This window comes from Olleya sp. KJ81-1, from assembly GCF_055808135.1.
In genome coordinates this window covers 2,682,297-2,698,195 of the sequence record NZ_CM147854.1, presented here as the reverse complement: position 1 = coordinate 2,698,195, position 15,899 = coordinate 2,682,297, and the positions used below count along the sequence as shown (strand labels likewise).

15 protein-coding genes are annotated in these 15,899 nt (G+C 33.5%); 10 read left to right on the top strand and 5 right to left on the bottom strand.

Features of this window, described 5'->3' with window-relative positions:
- Positions 1 to 25: 25 nt before the first annotated feature.
- Positions 26 to 445: an OsmC family protein gene (locus AC0L3M_RS12740; protein ID WP_292948390.1), complete on the bottom strand. Its 420-nt coding sequence runs from the start codon at positions 443 to 445 to the stop codon at positions 26 to 28.
- A 61-nt stretch (positions 446 to 506) separates the two neighbouring features.
- Between AC0L3M_RS12740 and AC0L3M_RS12735 the strand changes: the two genes are divergently transcribed.
- Positions 507 to 1,097, top strand: coding sequence for a carboxymuconolactone decarboxylase family protein (locus tag AC0L3M_RS12735; RefSeq protein WP_473431005.1), 591 nt, complete (start codon positions 507 to 509; stop codon positions 1,095 to 1,097).
- Positions 1,098 to 1,155: 58 nt separating this feature from the next.
- Here the strand turns inward: AC0L3M_RS12735 and AC0L3M_RS12730 are convergent, their stop codons facing one another.
- Positions 1,156 to 1,506 (bottom strand): HopJ type III effector protein, encoded by a 351-nt coding sequence (locus AC0L3M_RS12730; RefSeq protein WP_473431004.1) that lies wholly within the window; start codon positions 1,504 to 1,506, stop codon positions 1,156 to 1,158.
- A 15-nt stretch (positions 1,507 to 1,521) separates the two neighbouring features.
- Entirely contained in the window at positions 1,522 to 2,196 is a 675-nt protein-coding gene (rsmI, locus tag AC0L3M_RS12725) for a 16S rRNA (cytidine(1402)-2'-O)-methyltransferase (protein ID WP_473431003.1), read from the bottom strand.
- 95 nt (positions 2,197 to 2,291) lie between these two features.
- Between rsmI and AC0L3M_RS12720 the strand changes: the two genes are divergently transcribed.
- Together AC0L3M_RS12720 and AC0L3M_RS12715 are read left to right on the top strand one after the other, a co-directional pair.
- Positions 2,292 to 3,104: a hypothetical protein gene (locus AC0L3M_RS12720; protein ID WP_473431002.1), complete on the top strand. Its 813-nt coding sequence runs from the start codon at positions 2,292 to 2,294 to the stop codon at positions 3,102 to 3,104.
- Between the two features lie 8 nt (positions 3,105 to 3,112).
- Positions 3,113 to 5,680 carry a DUF7933 domain-containing protein gene (locus AC0L3M_RS12715; protein ID WP_473431001.1) on the top strand — a complete coding sequence of 856 codons (2,568 nt, stop codon included), beginning with the start codon at positions 3,113 to 3,115 and terminating at the stop codon, positions 5,678 to 5,680.
- Here the strand turns inward: AC0L3M_RS12715 and AC0L3M_RS12710 are convergent.
- Both AC0L3M_RS12710 and AC0L3M_RS12705 read right to left on the bottom strand, forming a co-directional pair.
- Positions 5,669 to 6,052 carry a DoxX family protein gene (locus AC0L3M_RS12710; RefSeq protein ID WP_473431000.1) on the bottom strand — a complete coding sequence of 128 codons (384 nt, stop codon included), beginning with the start codon at positions 6,050 to 6,052 and terminating at the stop codon, positions 5,669 to 5,671. The genes AC0L3M_RS12715 and AC0L3M_RS12710 overlap by 12 nt on opposite strands.
- Positions 6,053 to 6,078: 26 nt before the next feature.
- Positions 6,079 to 6,810: a hypothetical protein gene (locus AC0L3M_RS12705; RefSeq protein ID WP_145005267.1), complete on the bottom strand. Its 732-nt coding sequence runs from the start codon at positions 6,808 to 6,810 to the stop codon at positions 6,079 to 6,081.
- A 118-nt stretch (positions 6,811 to 6,928) separates the two neighbouring features.
- Here AC0L3M_RS12705 and AC0L3M_RS12700 point away from each other — a divergent pair, with 118 nt between their 5' ends.
- The 7 genes from AC0L3M_RS12700 to AC0L3M_RS12670 all read left to right on the top strand — a co-directional run bounded on the left by AC0L3M_RS12700 (position 6,929) and on the right by AC0L3M_RS12670 (position 15,835).
- Positions 6,929 to 7,576, top strand: coding sequence for a thymidine kinase (locus AC0L3M_RS12700; RefSeq protein ID WP_292948377.1), 648 nt, complete (start codon positions 6,929 to 6,931; stop codon positions 7,574 to 7,576).
- Positions 7,569 to 8,675 carry an alanine racemase gene (gene alr, locus AC0L3M_RS12695; protein WP_473430999.1) on the top strand — a complete coding sequence of 369 codons (1,107 nt, stop codon included), beginning with the start codon at positions 7,569 to 7,571 and terminating at the stop codon, positions 8,673 to 8,675. Before AC0L3M_RS12700 ends, alr begins: the two co-directional genes overlap by 8 nt.
- Before the next feature lie 95 nt (positions 8,676 to 8,770).
- Entirely contained in the window at positions 8,771 to 9,172 is a 402-nt protein-coding gene (gene mscL / locus AC0L3M_RS12690) for a large conductance mechanosensitive channel protein MscL (RefSeq protein ID WP_145005258.1), read from the top strand.
- Positions 9,173 to 9,321: 149 nt separating this feature from the next.
- The gene (locus AC0L3M_RS12685) at positions 9,322 to 10,311 is read left to right on the top strand and encodes an aspartate-semialdehyde dehydrogenase (RefSeq protein ID WP_473430998.1); all 990 of its coding nucleotides are present in this window, start codon (positions 9,322 to 9,324) and stop codon (positions 10,309 to 10,311) included.
- A gap of 80 nt (positions 10,312 to 10,391) precedes the next feature.
- Entirely contained in the window at positions 10,392 to 11,483 is a 1,092-nt protein-coding gene (locus tag AC0L3M_RS12680; RefSeq protein WP_473430997.1) for a hypothetical protein, read from the top strand.
- Between the two features lie 15 nt (positions 11,484 to 11,498).
- Positions 11,499 to 13,586 carry an FG-GAP-like repeat-containing protein gene (locus tag AC0L3M_RS12675; RefSeq protein WP_473430996.1) on the top strand — a complete coding sequence of 696 codons (2,088 nt, stop codon included), beginning with the start codon at positions 11,499 to 11,501 and terminating at the stop codon, positions 13,584 to 13,586.
- An 83-nt stretch (positions 13,587 to 13,669) separates the two neighbouring features.
- Positions 13,670 to 15,835, top strand: a complete 2,166-nt coding sequence (locus AC0L3M_RS12670; protein ID WP_473430995.1) for a prolyl oligopeptidase family serine peptidase — start codon at positions 13,670 to 13,672, stop codon at positions 15,833 to 15,835.
- Positions 15,836 to 15,899 lie beyond the last annotated feature (64 nt).

Below are 15,899 nucleotides of genomic sequence, written 5' to 3'. Positions count from 1 at the left end.
TTAGACTTTTTCTAAGTAATTATAATTACTTATTATGAAAATGCACATTGGTTTTAACCTCGGCAAAACGTCTAAACATCTCCATAACACCACAGTATTTTTCGACAGATAATTGTACTGCTCTGTTTATTTTTTCTTCATTTAAATCTGTACCAGTAAAATGATAATCTAAAATTACGGTATGATAATATTTAGGATGCTCGTCAGTTAACAACCCTTCAACTTCCATTTTTAAATCATAGGTATCAATTTTCATTTTATCTAAAATAGATACGACATCTAATCCTGAACAACCCGCTAAGGATGATAACATTAGTGCTTTTGGAGATAGGCCTTCGCGTTCTTTACCTTCTACATCTGTATCCATTAAAACATGATGCCCACTTGGATTGTCAGAATCGAATAACATGTTTCCCTTCCAATTGGTTGTAATTTTATGCGACATAATTGAATATTTTTTCGTTTATTGATATCAATCAAAAATACTACTTAAAAACGAAAAAACGATGCCATTAGTAACACCTTTAACAGCAGATTACGATTTAGAAACTAAAGAATTGGCGACTTTCTTTAACGAGACTCTTGGATTTTGTCCAAATTCGGTATTAACTATGCAACGTAGACCTGCTATTAGTAAAGCCTTTATTAATTTAAACAAAGCGGTTATGGCTAATGAAGGTCGTGTTACCTCTGCCTTAAAACGAATGATTGCATGGGTTAGTAGTAATGCTACAGGTTGCAGATATTGTCAAGCGCATGCCATTAGAGCTGCAGAACGTTATGGCGCAGAGCAAGAACAATTAGATAACATTTGGGAATACCGTACACATGCTGCTTTTAGCGACGCAGAACGTGCTGCTTTAGATTTTAGCTTAGCTGCTAGTCAAGTACCAAATGCTGTTGATGGTGACATTAAAACACGTTTACACGAACATTGGGACGAAGGCGAAATTGTAGAAATGCTTGGTGTAATCTCTTTGTTTGGATACCTAAACAGATGGAACGACAGTATGGGAACTACTTTAGAAGAAGATGCTATTGATAGCGGAAACCAATATTTAGGAAAACATGGTTTTGAAGTTGGAAAACACGTGTAATTAAAGCTTACACTTAGATAATAATAAAAAACCTCACTATTTCTAGTGAGGTTTTTTATTAGATATTCTTTTTATTTAATGGGTTTTGATTAAAATGCAAACCTTCAAAACCTGTTATCATAAAGTTTCTGATGTTTTGATGACCTGTTCCGTTTGGGTCATTTAAAACCTCATCAAAATAATACTGTCCAAAGCATGCCAAGGTTTCGGTTTTAGATAAAGCTTCTGCTTTTGCAAAAGCAAACACTTTACATGATCCCGAATTTTCTCCTTCGGCATTTTGTACCAAACCATTTATAAACGCTGTTGGTGTAAAATCAAAATACGTATCCACGACTTGCATCGTTTCCGCGAAAGCGATTGTATTTGGTGTGTTTTTTAATTTTAATTTAAACGCAGTTATAGTCATTGTTTTGTTTTAATTTTATTTACTTTTTCCACCTACCACTATTACAATTTCACCTTTAGGTGGCTTATTGGTGTAATGTTCTAGAACCTGTTTTGCGGTTCCGCGAATGGTTTCTTCGTATAATTTAGTTAATTCTCTAGACACTGATACTGGTCTATCTTCTCCAAAATACTCGCAAAAATGACCTAAGGTTTTATTTAATTTGTGTGGACTTTCGTAAAAAATGATGGTTCTGGTCTCTTCGGCTAATAGCTTTAATCTTGTTTGACGACCTTTTTTTACTGGTAAAAAGCCTTCAAAAACAAACTTATCGTTAGGGAAGCCACTATTTACTAATGCTGGTACAAACGCAGTTGCTCCAGGAAGACAGTCTACTTCAATACCTTGTTCTATACAGGCACGTGTAAGTAAAAATCCTGGATCTGAAATGGCTGGTGTCCCTGCATCACTAATTAATGCAACAGCGGTTCCTGCTTTTAATTTTTGGACCAAATTATCCACCGTTTTATGCTCGTTATGCATGTGGTGACTTTGCATTTGCGTGCCAATCTGATAGTGTTTTAATAACTTGCCTGAGGTGCGTGTGTCCTCTGCTAAAATTAAATCGACTGCTTTTAAAACCTCTACAGCCCTAAATGTCATGTCTTTAAGATTACCAATTGGTGTTGGAACTATGTATAATTTACTCATGTTTTAACTGAATTCTAATTCAAATTTACAATCTTTTTGAGAGAGTTGAAGCAACCTTTTAGTAATTTAGACATCTATCAATAAACCAACCAACTATGAAAAAATCGTTTTGCTTAATTATTTTTTGTTTTTCATTTTTAATAAGCAAAGCTCAAACTACAGATTTATCAATAGTTGTTGCTGCACAAAACTTATCTGGCAGTTCAATTTCGCAAGTTAATATTTATCAAGATTTTCAATATATTGTTACCATTTTTAATTCGGGAGGCAATGTTACTAATGCAACTTTTACACAAACATTAAATCCCTCCTTAACGGTTTTAAGTACTAATAGTCAAAATCAAACTGGTGGAGCTAGCGTGATTACACCAATCACTTTAAGCGGAAACACAATATCTGGTACAATAGCAAGCCTACCCTCAAATAGCAGTGTACAATTAAAGGTTGTTGTTAAAGCTTCTTTAACGCCTGGAGGTGTTGCTACCAACGCCACAGTTTTTTCGCCTGAAGGCACAACGGATAATAATTTATCCAACAACACGTCTGTTATATCTATTGACATAGTCGAACCTCCAATTAACTTTACGGTTGATTACAATCAAATTTCACCTACTTCAGGCACTTCAATAAGTGATTGGAACCAAACTATAACTTATCAATTTACTATTACAAATAACAGTGACATCCCTTTTCCATTACAAAGCTTTGTAAGTAGATTTGATAATCCTTTTGGACCGTTAATTGGTATACCTATAGTACAACTTAATAGTTTAAATTGCATTAGTACTACTGCTGGTGTACTGTGTCCTGACACCTCAACATATGGAGGTGTAACAGTTGGGATTACATCGTATCAACCTTTTTTACCTTTACAACACCTATCGAGTTTACACCTGGAGGATCTATAACTTTTGAAATGGAAGTCCTTTTTTTAGATCCAACATGTGCGATACAGCTTGCCAATTTAGAATTGTCAAGTTTAATCGAACTAACGTTTATCCCTTCTGATATCAATCAATCTTCAGATAGTTCCAACATAATTACTAATCCATTACCACAAGGAAACCTTTGCGACATGACGGATTTATGTATAACTACTATACAAACTAATCCTGATCCTACAGCAGAAATTGATTGGAACGAAGAAGTAACTTTTGTAACCACTATTTGTAATATGGGTCCTGAAGATGCTTATATGCGCTTTTTTCTTCAAAATTTAACCTTAAATACCGATTGGGACATTATATCCATAAATTGTGATGCTACCACAGGTCCTGTTACCTGTACAGATTTTACTTTAACTGATCAAGATCAGTTTTGGGAAAGCAGCGAATTTTTCCTACCCACTAACACTACAATTACAGTAACTACTGTTGTAGTATTTATTGAACCAGACGACTGCTCGATACAATTAGACGATAATACTTTGGTACACGTAAGAAGTGGTGTAAATTTATTAGAAAGCACTATTATTGATCCGAATATTGGAAATAATGCTGATAGTGATTTCTTATTATTACCTCCTTTAGAGGAATGTGATCCTGCCGAAACTGTTATGCTTAAAATTACAAAAGAACAGACAAACCCAGTTTCACCAAGTGGTTTAACCTCAACAAACACAATAGAATGGGGAGAAGTCACTTATCAAGTAGTGGCAACTAATTATGGCAATGTAGATTCTATAATTTATTTAAGTGATTTTATTACTGAAGCCTCATCAGGAACATTAATTTCTGTAAATTGTATTGGCACCACAGGTACTGCCACTTGTTATGATATTATTAATGCTAACATCGGAGAGTTTCAGGATGGTATTCCTGAAGCAGGAGAAAACGATGTTTTTTGGGAAATTACTCCTGAAGAAAATGTGGTACTTCCTGCGCAAAGCTCAATAACCTATGAAGTGGTTGTTGATTGGCAACCAGAGTGTAGCACAGATCCTATTATTATAAGAAATAATGTTTCAATAGAAAGCGTAGATTATAACAATGAAATTGATTTACTCAACAATAGAGACCACGTTATTACATATCTAGCGCCTTGTATTGACATCGTTGTACAGACCTATCCCGAATTTACCTCTGTTGGTGTAAATAGTACATTTAATTGGATAATAGACATCACAAATAGTAACACAAGTTCAAACGCAACAAATATTGCTTTTGAAGATATATTAGGTCCAGAATTTACAATAAACGGAACACCATCTTGTATTGTGACTTCAGGCATGGCATCCTGCATGTCCGCATTTAATATTTCTGGTAATACTATTTCTGGTAATATTACAAATATGGAAGGAGGCTCTACAATACAAATAGCAATTCCGGTAACAACACCAAGTTATGGTGGTGCATTTACAAATACTGCACAAGCCATAGCCAATATTAACGAAAATAATGAGCTAACTCCAGATACCAACCTATCTATTAGCAACATGCAAGTTATTGCTCCAACGGTTTTAAAAACCTTTACTTCAGACCAAATAATTGTAGGTCAACAAAGTCAATTAGCATTTACAGTATTTAATGTTTCTGGTAACGCAGCGCAATCAAATATATCCTTTACAGACAATTTGCCTCTTGGATTAACTATAGCAGGTCCAATATCTTGGACAGATAGTAATGGATGTACTGCAACATTTACTAGCTCATTAGGTGGAACATTTGTTGGCGTATCTGACTTAATTATTCCAGCAGGTGTGGCAAGTTGTAGTTTTTCGGTTTTGGTCACCTCTACAATGGAAGGTATATACAATAACAACAGTAGCAATTTTAGCAATCAAAATAATATTGATAGCTCTCAAGCAGATGCAACATTAACTGTTTTAGAGGATACAACTAATGTTGATATTGAAGTATTAAAATCTGTAACTCCAACACAAACTTCTATTGGTCAAGAGGTTACTTTTACCATTAGCGCTAGTAATGTTGGAACAACCGAAGCTACAAATATTATGATTTTTGAAAAACTGCCAATTGGCTATCAGCTTACAACTGCTAACACAAGCTTTGGAAATTATGACGTAAATTCATTTTTATGGAGTATAAGCCACTTACTACCAAATCAATCAGAGAGTTTAACAATAACAGCTCAAGTTATATCTTCCAATAATCTTCTCAACACTGCTACTTTAACTGAAGTTTTACAGATTGATAGAGATGACACAAATAATCAGGATTGGGCAGTGGTTACTGTTGATGCTTGTTTACAAATACCTAAAGGATTTTCTCCTGGTAGTGATATGGTAAATGACACCTTTGTAATACCATGTATTGAAGACTATCCCAATAATGATTTAAAAATTTACAATAGATATGGTACTTTAATATACCAAAGTAATAACTATGTTAATGATTGGAACGGAATGCCAAATCAAGGTCCTTTTAATCAAAATAAAGTGTTACCAGTTGGCACTTATTATTACGTTTTAAATATTTCAACTATAAAAAATCCTTTTGTAGGTTATATATATTTAAACTACTAATTTATTTTTTTCACGGACAGCCAATCCCAAATAGTAAGACAGTAACACTATAAATATGGTGTAAAAAGACAAGCCAAAAAGTCCATGTCCAGCATTATAATGCGCTACTGTTGCCAATAAAGCATTAAAGAAAAATCCAGCGTAAGCCCATTCTGTTAACCATTTACTTTTTCGCCATAAAATCATTATAACACCAAGCACCTTAACAATTGCTAAAGGGATTACTAAGTAGATTGGATAGTTTAGTGCTTTAAAAAAACCTTCAACCATCTCTATATTAAAAAAATACATCTGTGCTGAATATAAAAAAATCACACAAACTAAAATTGTAACAATCCAATACAACACAGTCTTTATAGACGTTTGTTTCATTTAAATTAAGTATTAATGTTTACTAACTACTTAAATCTAGCTTCGATAATTTCCATAAACCGAACTTCGTAGTCTTCTTTACCAACCCAATTATTGTAGTCTGGTTTAACCACATTATTAATTAAATTAAACGCTTCGTCTAAAGTTGTAGTCGTATTAAGTTGTGATAATACTCTATTATAATCGTCAGGTTCACCATCAAATAAATGCTTAATAAATGCCAATTTATCGTTTAATCCAATGTTTAAACCAGATTTAAGTTTATCGTTTAAACTCTTTTTTTCATTTATATCAGATTTTGACACAGGATCAAAAACAGGAATCTCATCAAAGCCTGCAGTTATCTCTTCAAAATCATTTTTAGTATAGTTTTGCTTTGGTATAACTGCTTCAATTAGGTCATCCACTTGGTGAGTTTCTTGTGGCATTTGAGCCACCATATCCTTTATTTTCTCCATGACTGGCTCCATAATATCATCCTGATCTGCATCATCCAAATTGATATAAGTTTTATCATCTACCTCTATGTTATCGCTTACTTTGTTATTAAAAGCAGAATCTAACATATCAAAAAATGAAGAGTCATTACCAATAGTCGGTAAACTATCTTCAAAGTTTTCGTTAGCAAATTTTAAAACGGTTAACTTTTCATACAAAACAGCAACTTCTGCATGCATCCTATTAACGTCTTCTTTACCAACTAGTTTTAGAATCCTGTGTGCAATACTCATTAATTCTGATTCTAATTTCTTCTTCATGGTTTTATTTTTTTATAATTTTTGAATTAATTGCAAGTTAGCCTTTTGATTTTTAATAAATTTGACCCACCTTTATACAAAACGTAAATGCTTTACGTTTTAGTGCTAAATTTACAAAATGTTTCTTGAAAATACAGTAAATCAAAAAGAACAATTTGGATGGATTGAAGTCATCTGTGGATCAATGTTTTCTGGAAAGACTGAAGAGTTAATCCGAAGACTTAAACGCGCTCAATTTGCTAAACAAAAAGTAGAAATCTTTAAACCAGCTATTGATGTTCGTTACGATGATGAAATGGTAGTGTCGCACGATGCTAACGAGATTAGATCTACTCCTGTACCTGCTGCAGCTAATATTCCAATTCTTGCAGATGGCTGTGATGTGGTTGGTATTGACGAAGCTCAGTTTTTTGATGACGAAATCGTTCGTGTTTGTAACGACCTAGCTAATAAAGGCATACGTGTAATTGTTGCAGGTTTAGATATGGACTTTAAAGGTAACCCCTTTGGACCAATGCCTTATTTAATGGCAACAGCAGAATATGTTACAAAAGTACACGCTGTTTGTACCAGAACCGGAAACCTAGCACAATATAGTTTCAGGAAATCTGCAAATGACAACCTTGTTTTGTTAGGTGAAACTGAAGAGTATGAGCCACTAAGCAGAGCTGCGTATTATAAAGCAACACTTAGAGAAAAAGTGAAACACATGAAGGTAGAAGATGCCCAAGAGATTGACACAAAATCTAAAATCTCTAATGAATAAAGCTCAAGAAACAGTTTTAGAAATAGACCTTAAAGCACTAAAACATAATTTTAAGTTTTTAAAATCAAAACTCTCCGGAAACACTAAATTTTTAGCGGTTGTAAAAGCCTTTGCCTACGGAAGTGACGTTGTAGAAGTTGCAAAATATCTGCAACAATTAGACGTAGACTATTTTGCTGTAGCCTATACCTATGAAGGTATAGCACTGCGTGATGCCGGAATTACAACACCAATACTAGTATTACATCCACAACCTGTAAGTTTTGACGACATTATTACACGTTGCCTAGAACCAAGCCTATACTCACAAAGAGTTTTAGACCTTTTTATCGCTTCCGCAGAAACACATAAGCAACACAACTATCCTGTACATTTAAAATTTAACACTGGATTAAATAGATTAGGTTTTGGCTTGGAAGATATTTCTAAAATAGTTGAAACAGTATCTAAAACCGAAGCGGTACACATCACCAGTTTATTTTCTCATCTAGCAGAAAGTGAAGTCTTGGATGATAAAGCATTTACTGAGTCTCAAATAAAATTGTTCACTACAATATACAAACAAGTCTATACCAAATTAGACTACAAGCCATTTTTACACCTTTGTAACACCTCTGGTATTATAAACTACCCAGAAGCACACTTTGATATGGTTAGAAGTGGTATTGGATTAAACGGTTTTGGAAACGATCCAAATGTAAACAAACATCTAAAACCAATAGCAGCTTTAAAAACTAACATCTCGCAAATTCATCATATAAAAAAAGGAGAAAGCTTAGGTTATAACAGAGCTTTTATAGCGCAAACAGATACAAAAACTGCAACGTTACCAATTGGTCACGCAGATGGTATAAAAAGACAATATGGTAATAGTAATGGATTTGTAACCATAAATAATCAAAAAGCATATATATTAGGTAATGTTTGTATGGATATGATTATGGTAGATATTACATCAATTAACTGTAATGAAGGTGACGAAGTTATTGTTTTTAATGACCAACACACTGCTGAAACTTTAGCAGAAAATGTGCAATCTATTTCCTACGAATTAATTACTGCCATCTCTCAACGTGTAAAACGTGTATTTCGTCGATAAATGTCATTTACATATATTTGATAAATACTAATTATGTTAAAATTTTAACTAAATTCGAATATCATTAATATTAACTAACATTAAAAATTAAAATTATGCTTAAAGAATTTAAGAATTTTATCATGACAGGAAACGTAATTGAATTTGCGGTTGCTGTAATTATGGCTGGAGCATTAGGCCAAGTAATTAATGGCTTTGTAAATAACGTTGCTATGCCATTTGTAGGACATTTTGCAGGAGGGATTGATTTTGCTGCTAAAAAACTTGTACTTGATGAGGCAGTAGTAGACGCAGCTGGTGTTGTTACAAAACCAGAAAACGCAATAATGTATGGTAGCTGGATTAATACAATAATTAACTTAATAATTGTTGGATTTATCATGTTCTTAATTGTTAAAGCATACAATAAAACTAAAAAACCAGTTGAGCCAGCTGCACCAGCAGGACCATCTGATAACGAATTATTAATGGAAATTAGAGATGCTTTAAAAAAGTAATCTAATTTTTAGTATTATCATAAAAAACCGATTTTAGTTTTAAAATCGGTTTTTTTATGCTCAAATTTTTACGAAAAAATTAATACTAATTATATTATTTTTTTAGTTAAATACCCTAATTTTAGCCTTTAATTTAATTTGTATTTAAAATGAGAGTAGCTGTAGTTGGAGCAACCGGAATGGTTGGAGAAGTTATGCGTAAAGTATTAGAAGAAAGACAATTTCCTATATCAGAATTTATACCTGTAGCTTCAGAAAGATCAGTAGGTAAATCACTTTCATTTAATGGTAAAGACTATACAATTATAAGCTTACAAGACGCTGTAAATGCCAAACCAGATATTGCTTTATTTTCGGCTGGTGGAAGCACATCTTTAGAATGGGCTCCAAAATTTGCAGAAGTAGGTACAACTGTGATTGATAATTCTTCGGCTTGGAGAATGGATCAGGACAAAAAACTAGTGGTTCCGGAGATTAATGCAAATCAACTTACTAAAGAAGACAAAATAATAGCCAATCCTAATTGCTCGACCATACAAATGGTTATGTGCTTGGCTCCTCTTCATAAAAAATATAAAATCAAAAGAATAGTTGTTTCAACTTACCAATCCATTTCTGGTACAGGAGTAAAAGCTGTGCAACAATTAGAAAATGAATTAAATGGCGTTACTGGAGAAATGGCATATCACTATCCTATCTTTAAAAATGCAATTCCGCATTGTGACGTATTTGAAGACAATGGATACACCAAAGAAGAATTAAAGTTGGTTAACGAAACCCAGAAAATATTAAACGATAACTCTATTGCTGTAACAGCAACTGCTGTAAGAATACCTACTGCTGGAGGACATAGTGAGTCGGTTAATATTGCATTTGAAAACGATTTTGATATTGATGAAGTTAAAACGCTTTTAAGTCAAACTAAAGGTGTAGTCGTACAAGATAATTTAGACACTAACACCTATCCAATGCCTTTATATGCCAATGGTAAAGATGATGTTTTTGTAGGTCGTATTAGACGCGACTTATCTCAGGCAAACTCTATTAATATGTGGATTGTTAGTGATAACCTGCGTAAGGGAGCAGCTACAAACACAGTTCAGATTGCAGAATATTTAGTAAAACACAACTTAGTTTAGATATAACAAGCTAAATTTCATTAAGTTAATACCATTTTTAGTCCAATTAATTTATATATTAGTAACCATATATTTTTTATATGGTCAAAAACTACACGAGCTTATTAGTTATTGCTTTTTTTACTTTGTTGCAATTTTCTTGTAGCTCAGAAGAAACGTATATCCCAATCCAAGAAAGTACAGAGACCTCTCCTGTTATTTTTAATCCAGAAGCAACACCTTTTAATACATTATCAGAATACCATTTTTTTGAAGGCAATCTTAAAGACTTATCTCCTGTTTTGGGCGTTCTGCCATATCAGCCTATTAATTCGTTATTTACAGATTACGCGCACAAAAAAAGATTTATATGGATGCCAGAAAACCAAAAGGCAACTTATGTTAATGATTATTCCATTTTAAATTTTCCTGATGGTACTGTTTTTATAAAAAACTTTTACTACCAAAATACCTTACCAAATAATCTGCCAAGGATTATTGAAACACGATTAATGTATAAATCTTCTGAAGGTTGGAAATTTGCAAATTATATCTGGAATGATGATCAAACAGAAGCATACTTTGATTTAACCGGAAGTTATACAGATGTTAGTTTTATTGAAAACGGAGTAACAAAAAACACCACTTACAGAATTCCGTCTGCTGCAGAATGCTTTACTTGCCACAAGTCTGAAGTTAACTCCATTCCAATTGGTCCAAAACCACAAAATCTAAATAAAGATTTAGCCTACGCTGATGGTGAAAAAAATCAATTACAAAAATGGATAGAAATTGGTTATTTAGAAGACAACTTACCTAACACTATCAATACAGTTTCTAACTGGCAAGATGTTACCTCTACACTTAGTGACAGGATTAGAGGTTACTTAGATATTAATTGTGCACACTGCCACAGTCAAGATAGACATTGTGACTACAGACCTGTAAGGTTTGCATTTGGAGATTATCAAGGAGATACTAGTTTAGGTGTGTGTGTAGATCCAGATACACCAATAGCACCTTACTCTAAAATTGTAGAACCAAATAACATAGCACGCTCATTAATTCACTTTAGATTAAATAATTCACAAGAAGAATATAGAATGCCTTTATTAGGTAGAACACTAATACACCAAGAAGGTGTTATTCTTTTAGAACAATGGATTACTTCACTAACACAAACCTGCCAATAAACTAACCGTCTAACCATGAAAAAACCACTACTTACTATTTTAATTTGCTTAGTTACATTTATAATTAAAGCACAAACCAACAGCAACAGCTGCTTGGATACAAATACAGACACAGCTATAGTTGGTCCTGGGACATTTACCCTTAACGGAATTATTGATGGTACAGAAATACCTGCTCCTATTTGTGCAGCAAATGGAACTGGAGCGACAAATGGAGAATGGTACAGGTATATACCAACTAACAACTACTCTGTAACCATCAGTACAGACTTAACTCAAAATTCTGGTAAAGACACACGTGTACATATCTATTCCGGAGCTTGTGGTAGCCTAACTTGTGTTGCTGGAGATGATGATTCTGGAACTAATTTTTTATCTGTTGCGACATTTAATGTAATAGCTGGTACAACATATTACATTGCTTTTGATGATAAATGGAGTGACTCAGGGTTTGATTGGGAATTAACGGAAGGTGCAGTGGTTATTCCACCACCTCCTGCTCCTGTTACATTTACTCAACAATCACTATCTACAAACGGTTCAAATCGTGCTGTTGTTGATATGAATGGGGATTTTCTAGATGATGTTGTTGCTGTTACAGCTACAAATATTAATATTAATTATCAATTAGCGACAGGTGGTTTTAATACTGTCAATATTGCAACCACTTCTGCTGATTTTACACCAAACTGGAGTCTTGCTGCTGCAGATTATGACGCCAATGGTTATACGGATTTATTATATGGAGCTGGACAAGGTGTAACCTTTATGAAAGCAAACGATACTGGAACTGGATTTTCAGAAATTTCAGGCTCAGAATATGTTTTTTCCCAAAGATCAAATTTTGCAGATCTTAATATGGATGGTCATTTAGATGCATTTGTTTGCCATGATGTAGAGCCTACTGTGTATTATATTAACGATGGTAATGGTAATTTACAATACTATCAATCAACCGTAGGAACTGCTCCTTTTAATTTAGGAGATTACGCATCTGGTGGACATTATGGATCAATTTTCGTTGATTATGATAACGATGGAGATAGTGATATGTTTATCGCCAAATGTGGTGGTGAAGAAGCTAGAAGAAAAAACCAAATGTATAGAAACGACTCTTATTACGATGCTTCAAATATATTAGTAGTCAACTATACAGAGGTAGCCTCTCAAATTGGATTATCAGACCCAATGCAAACATGGTCTTCATCATGGGGAGATTTTGATAACGATGGTGATATGGATGTGTTTGTTGGCGCTAGTTCTGGAACTCATAAATTAATGAGAAATGATTTAGACACAACAACTGGAATAGTAACCTTTACAGATGTTACAGCTGGATCAGGAGTATTAGATATGACTGCTACAGGTATTGAAAACGTAACTTACGATTTTGATAATGATGGTATTTTAGACTTAGCTTCAAATGGAAATATATTAATTGGTAATGGTGATATGACTTTTAATCTTTATACAGGCCTATTACCTACAGCAGGATCTTTTGGTGACTTAAACACAGATGGATTTATAGATGCTTTTAGCAGTGATGGTTCAATTTACATGAATGACACCACGATTAATAATTGGATAACATTAAATACCGTTGGAAACGTTAGTAATATAAATGGAATTGGAGCTAGAATAACAATAGAAACAACCTTAGGCAGTCAAATTAGAGATGTTAGAAGTGGTGATGGATTTAGATACATGAACACCTTAAATACTCATTTTGGTTTAGGTACAGCAACCACTATTGCAAGCTTAACCGTAGAATGGCCTTCTGGTATCGTAGATGTTATTTTAAATCCTACAGTTAATCAAACTTTAAATATAATTGAAGGTCAAAATCAATTAAGTATTGATGAGTTTTTATTGTCTGATCTAATACTTTACCCTAACCCAACAACTCACAGTTTAAATTTAAATATTGAAAATCAACATTTAAATAACTCAGCATACTTTGTATTTGATATGAATGGTAGACAAGTATTAAAAGGTAAATTAAAAACTAATACTATTGATGTTTCAAATATCCAATCAGGTAACTACATTTTACAAATAAATAGTAACGGAAGTATAAAGGCTCAAAAATTTATAAAACATTAAAAAAATCTTAAAAAGCACAGGTTAGTAGTTAACATGTGCTTTTTTGGTTAATTTTATTCACATAATTAAACCATCCCTTCAACATGAAAAAACTAGCTATTGGTATTTTAACCGTAATAACTATTATGTCTTGTAAAAAAGAAGCAACAAAAAAAGAAAAAAGTATCTTAATAGACTACCCAACAACTAGTAAGGTTGACACTGTAACTAACTATTTTGGTACCGAAGTAAAAGACCCTTACAGATGGTTAGAGGATGACAGAAGTCCAGAGACAGAAGCATGGGTAAAAGCAGAAAATAAAACTACTTATGCTTATTTAGACAATATTCCTTACAGAAAAAAACTAAAGCAACGTTTAGAGAAGTTATGGAATTATGAAAAAATTGGAGCGCCTTTTGTAGAAGGTGACTACACCTATTTTTATAAAAACGATGGCTTACAAAACCAGTATGTAATCTACCGTTATAAAACCGGAGAAGACCCAAGTACAGCAACCGTGTTTTTAGACCCAAATACATTTAAGGAAGATGGTACTATATCGCTTGGAGGTACTAGCTTTTCTAAAAACGGAAAGATACTAGCCTACGCAATTTCTGAAGGAGGAAGTGATTGGCGAAAAATTTTAGTAATGGACACCCAGTCTAAAACAATTATCGAAGATACCTTAGTAGATATAAAATTTAGCGGTATGTCTTGGTACAAAAATGAAGGCTTTTATTACTCAAGCTATGACAAACCAAAAGGTAGCGAGTTATCTGCAAAAACAGATCAACATAAAGTATACTACCATAAATTAGGAACCTCTCAAAAAGAAGATCAGTTAATTTTTGGAGGTACACCTTCGCAAAAACACAGATATATTTACGGAAGCGTAACAGAGGACGATCGTTACCTATTAATATCACCTCGTGTCTCAACCTCTGGAAACAAATTATACATTAAAGATTTAACGCAACCAAACTCAAAATTAGTAGAGATTATTGGCAACACAGATAGCGACACTTATGTCATTGAAAACGAAGGTTCAAAATTATTCTTAGTTACAAATCTTAATGCTCCTAACAAAAAAATAGTTACCGTTGATGCCTCAAATCCGACGCCAGAAAACTGGGTAGATTTTATTCCAGAAACTAAAAATGTATTAAACCCATCAACAGCAGGTGGCTACTTTTTTACTGAGTATATGGTAGATGCAGTATCTAAAGTAATGCAGTACGACTACGATGGTAAATTAGTAAGAGAAGTAAAACTTCCTGGTGTTGGAAGTGCTAGTGGTTTTGGTTCTAAAAAAGAAGAAAAAGAATTATACTATTCATTTACAAACTATGTAACTCCAGGTAGTATCTATAAATATGATATTGAAACCGGAACTTCAGAGTTATTCCGAAAGCCAAATATTGATTTTAATCCTGAAAATTACGAAAGCAAACAAGTCTTCTATAACTCAAAAGACGGTACAAAAGTACCTATGATTATTACACATAAAAAAGGGTTAACACTTAATGGTAAAAATCCAACAATCCTTTACGGTTATGGTGGTTTTAATGTCAGTTTAACCCCTAATTTTAGTATCGCTAATGCGGTTTGGATGGAACAAGGAGGTATCTATGCAGTGCCAAACCTTCGTGGTGGTGGAGAATACGGAAAAGCATGGCATGATGCAGGAACGCAATTAAAAAAACAAAATGTTTTTGACGATTTTATTGCTGCTGCAGAATACCTTATAGACCAAAAATATACTTCTTCAGACTTTTTAGCAATCAGAGGTGGATCAAACGGTGGTTTATTAGTTGGAGCAACCATGACGCAACGTCCAGATTTAATGAAAGTCGCATTACCTGCAGTAGGCGTTTTAGATATGTTACGTTACCACACCTTTACAGCTGGAGCAGGTTGGGCTTATGACTATGGAACAGCAGAAGATAATAAAGAAATGTTTGATTATTTATTAGGCTACTCTCCTGTACATAATGTAAAAGAAGGCACACAATATCCAGCTACTATGGTTACAACAGGTGACCATGATGACAGAGTTGTACCTGCACACAGTTTTAAATTTGCTGCAGAATTGCAAGCTAAACAAACCGGAAACAACCCAGTTTTAATTAGAATAGAAACTGATGCTGGACATGGAGCTGGAACACCTGTAAGTAAAACTATAGAGCAATATGCTGACATTTATGGATTTACATTATACAATATGGGTTTTGAAATTTTACCAACCGAAATCGAAGACTTTAAAGATTAAATATTTATAATTTCAAACTATTAAAAACCGCTCAACTTAAAAGTCGAGCGGTTTTTTTATATTA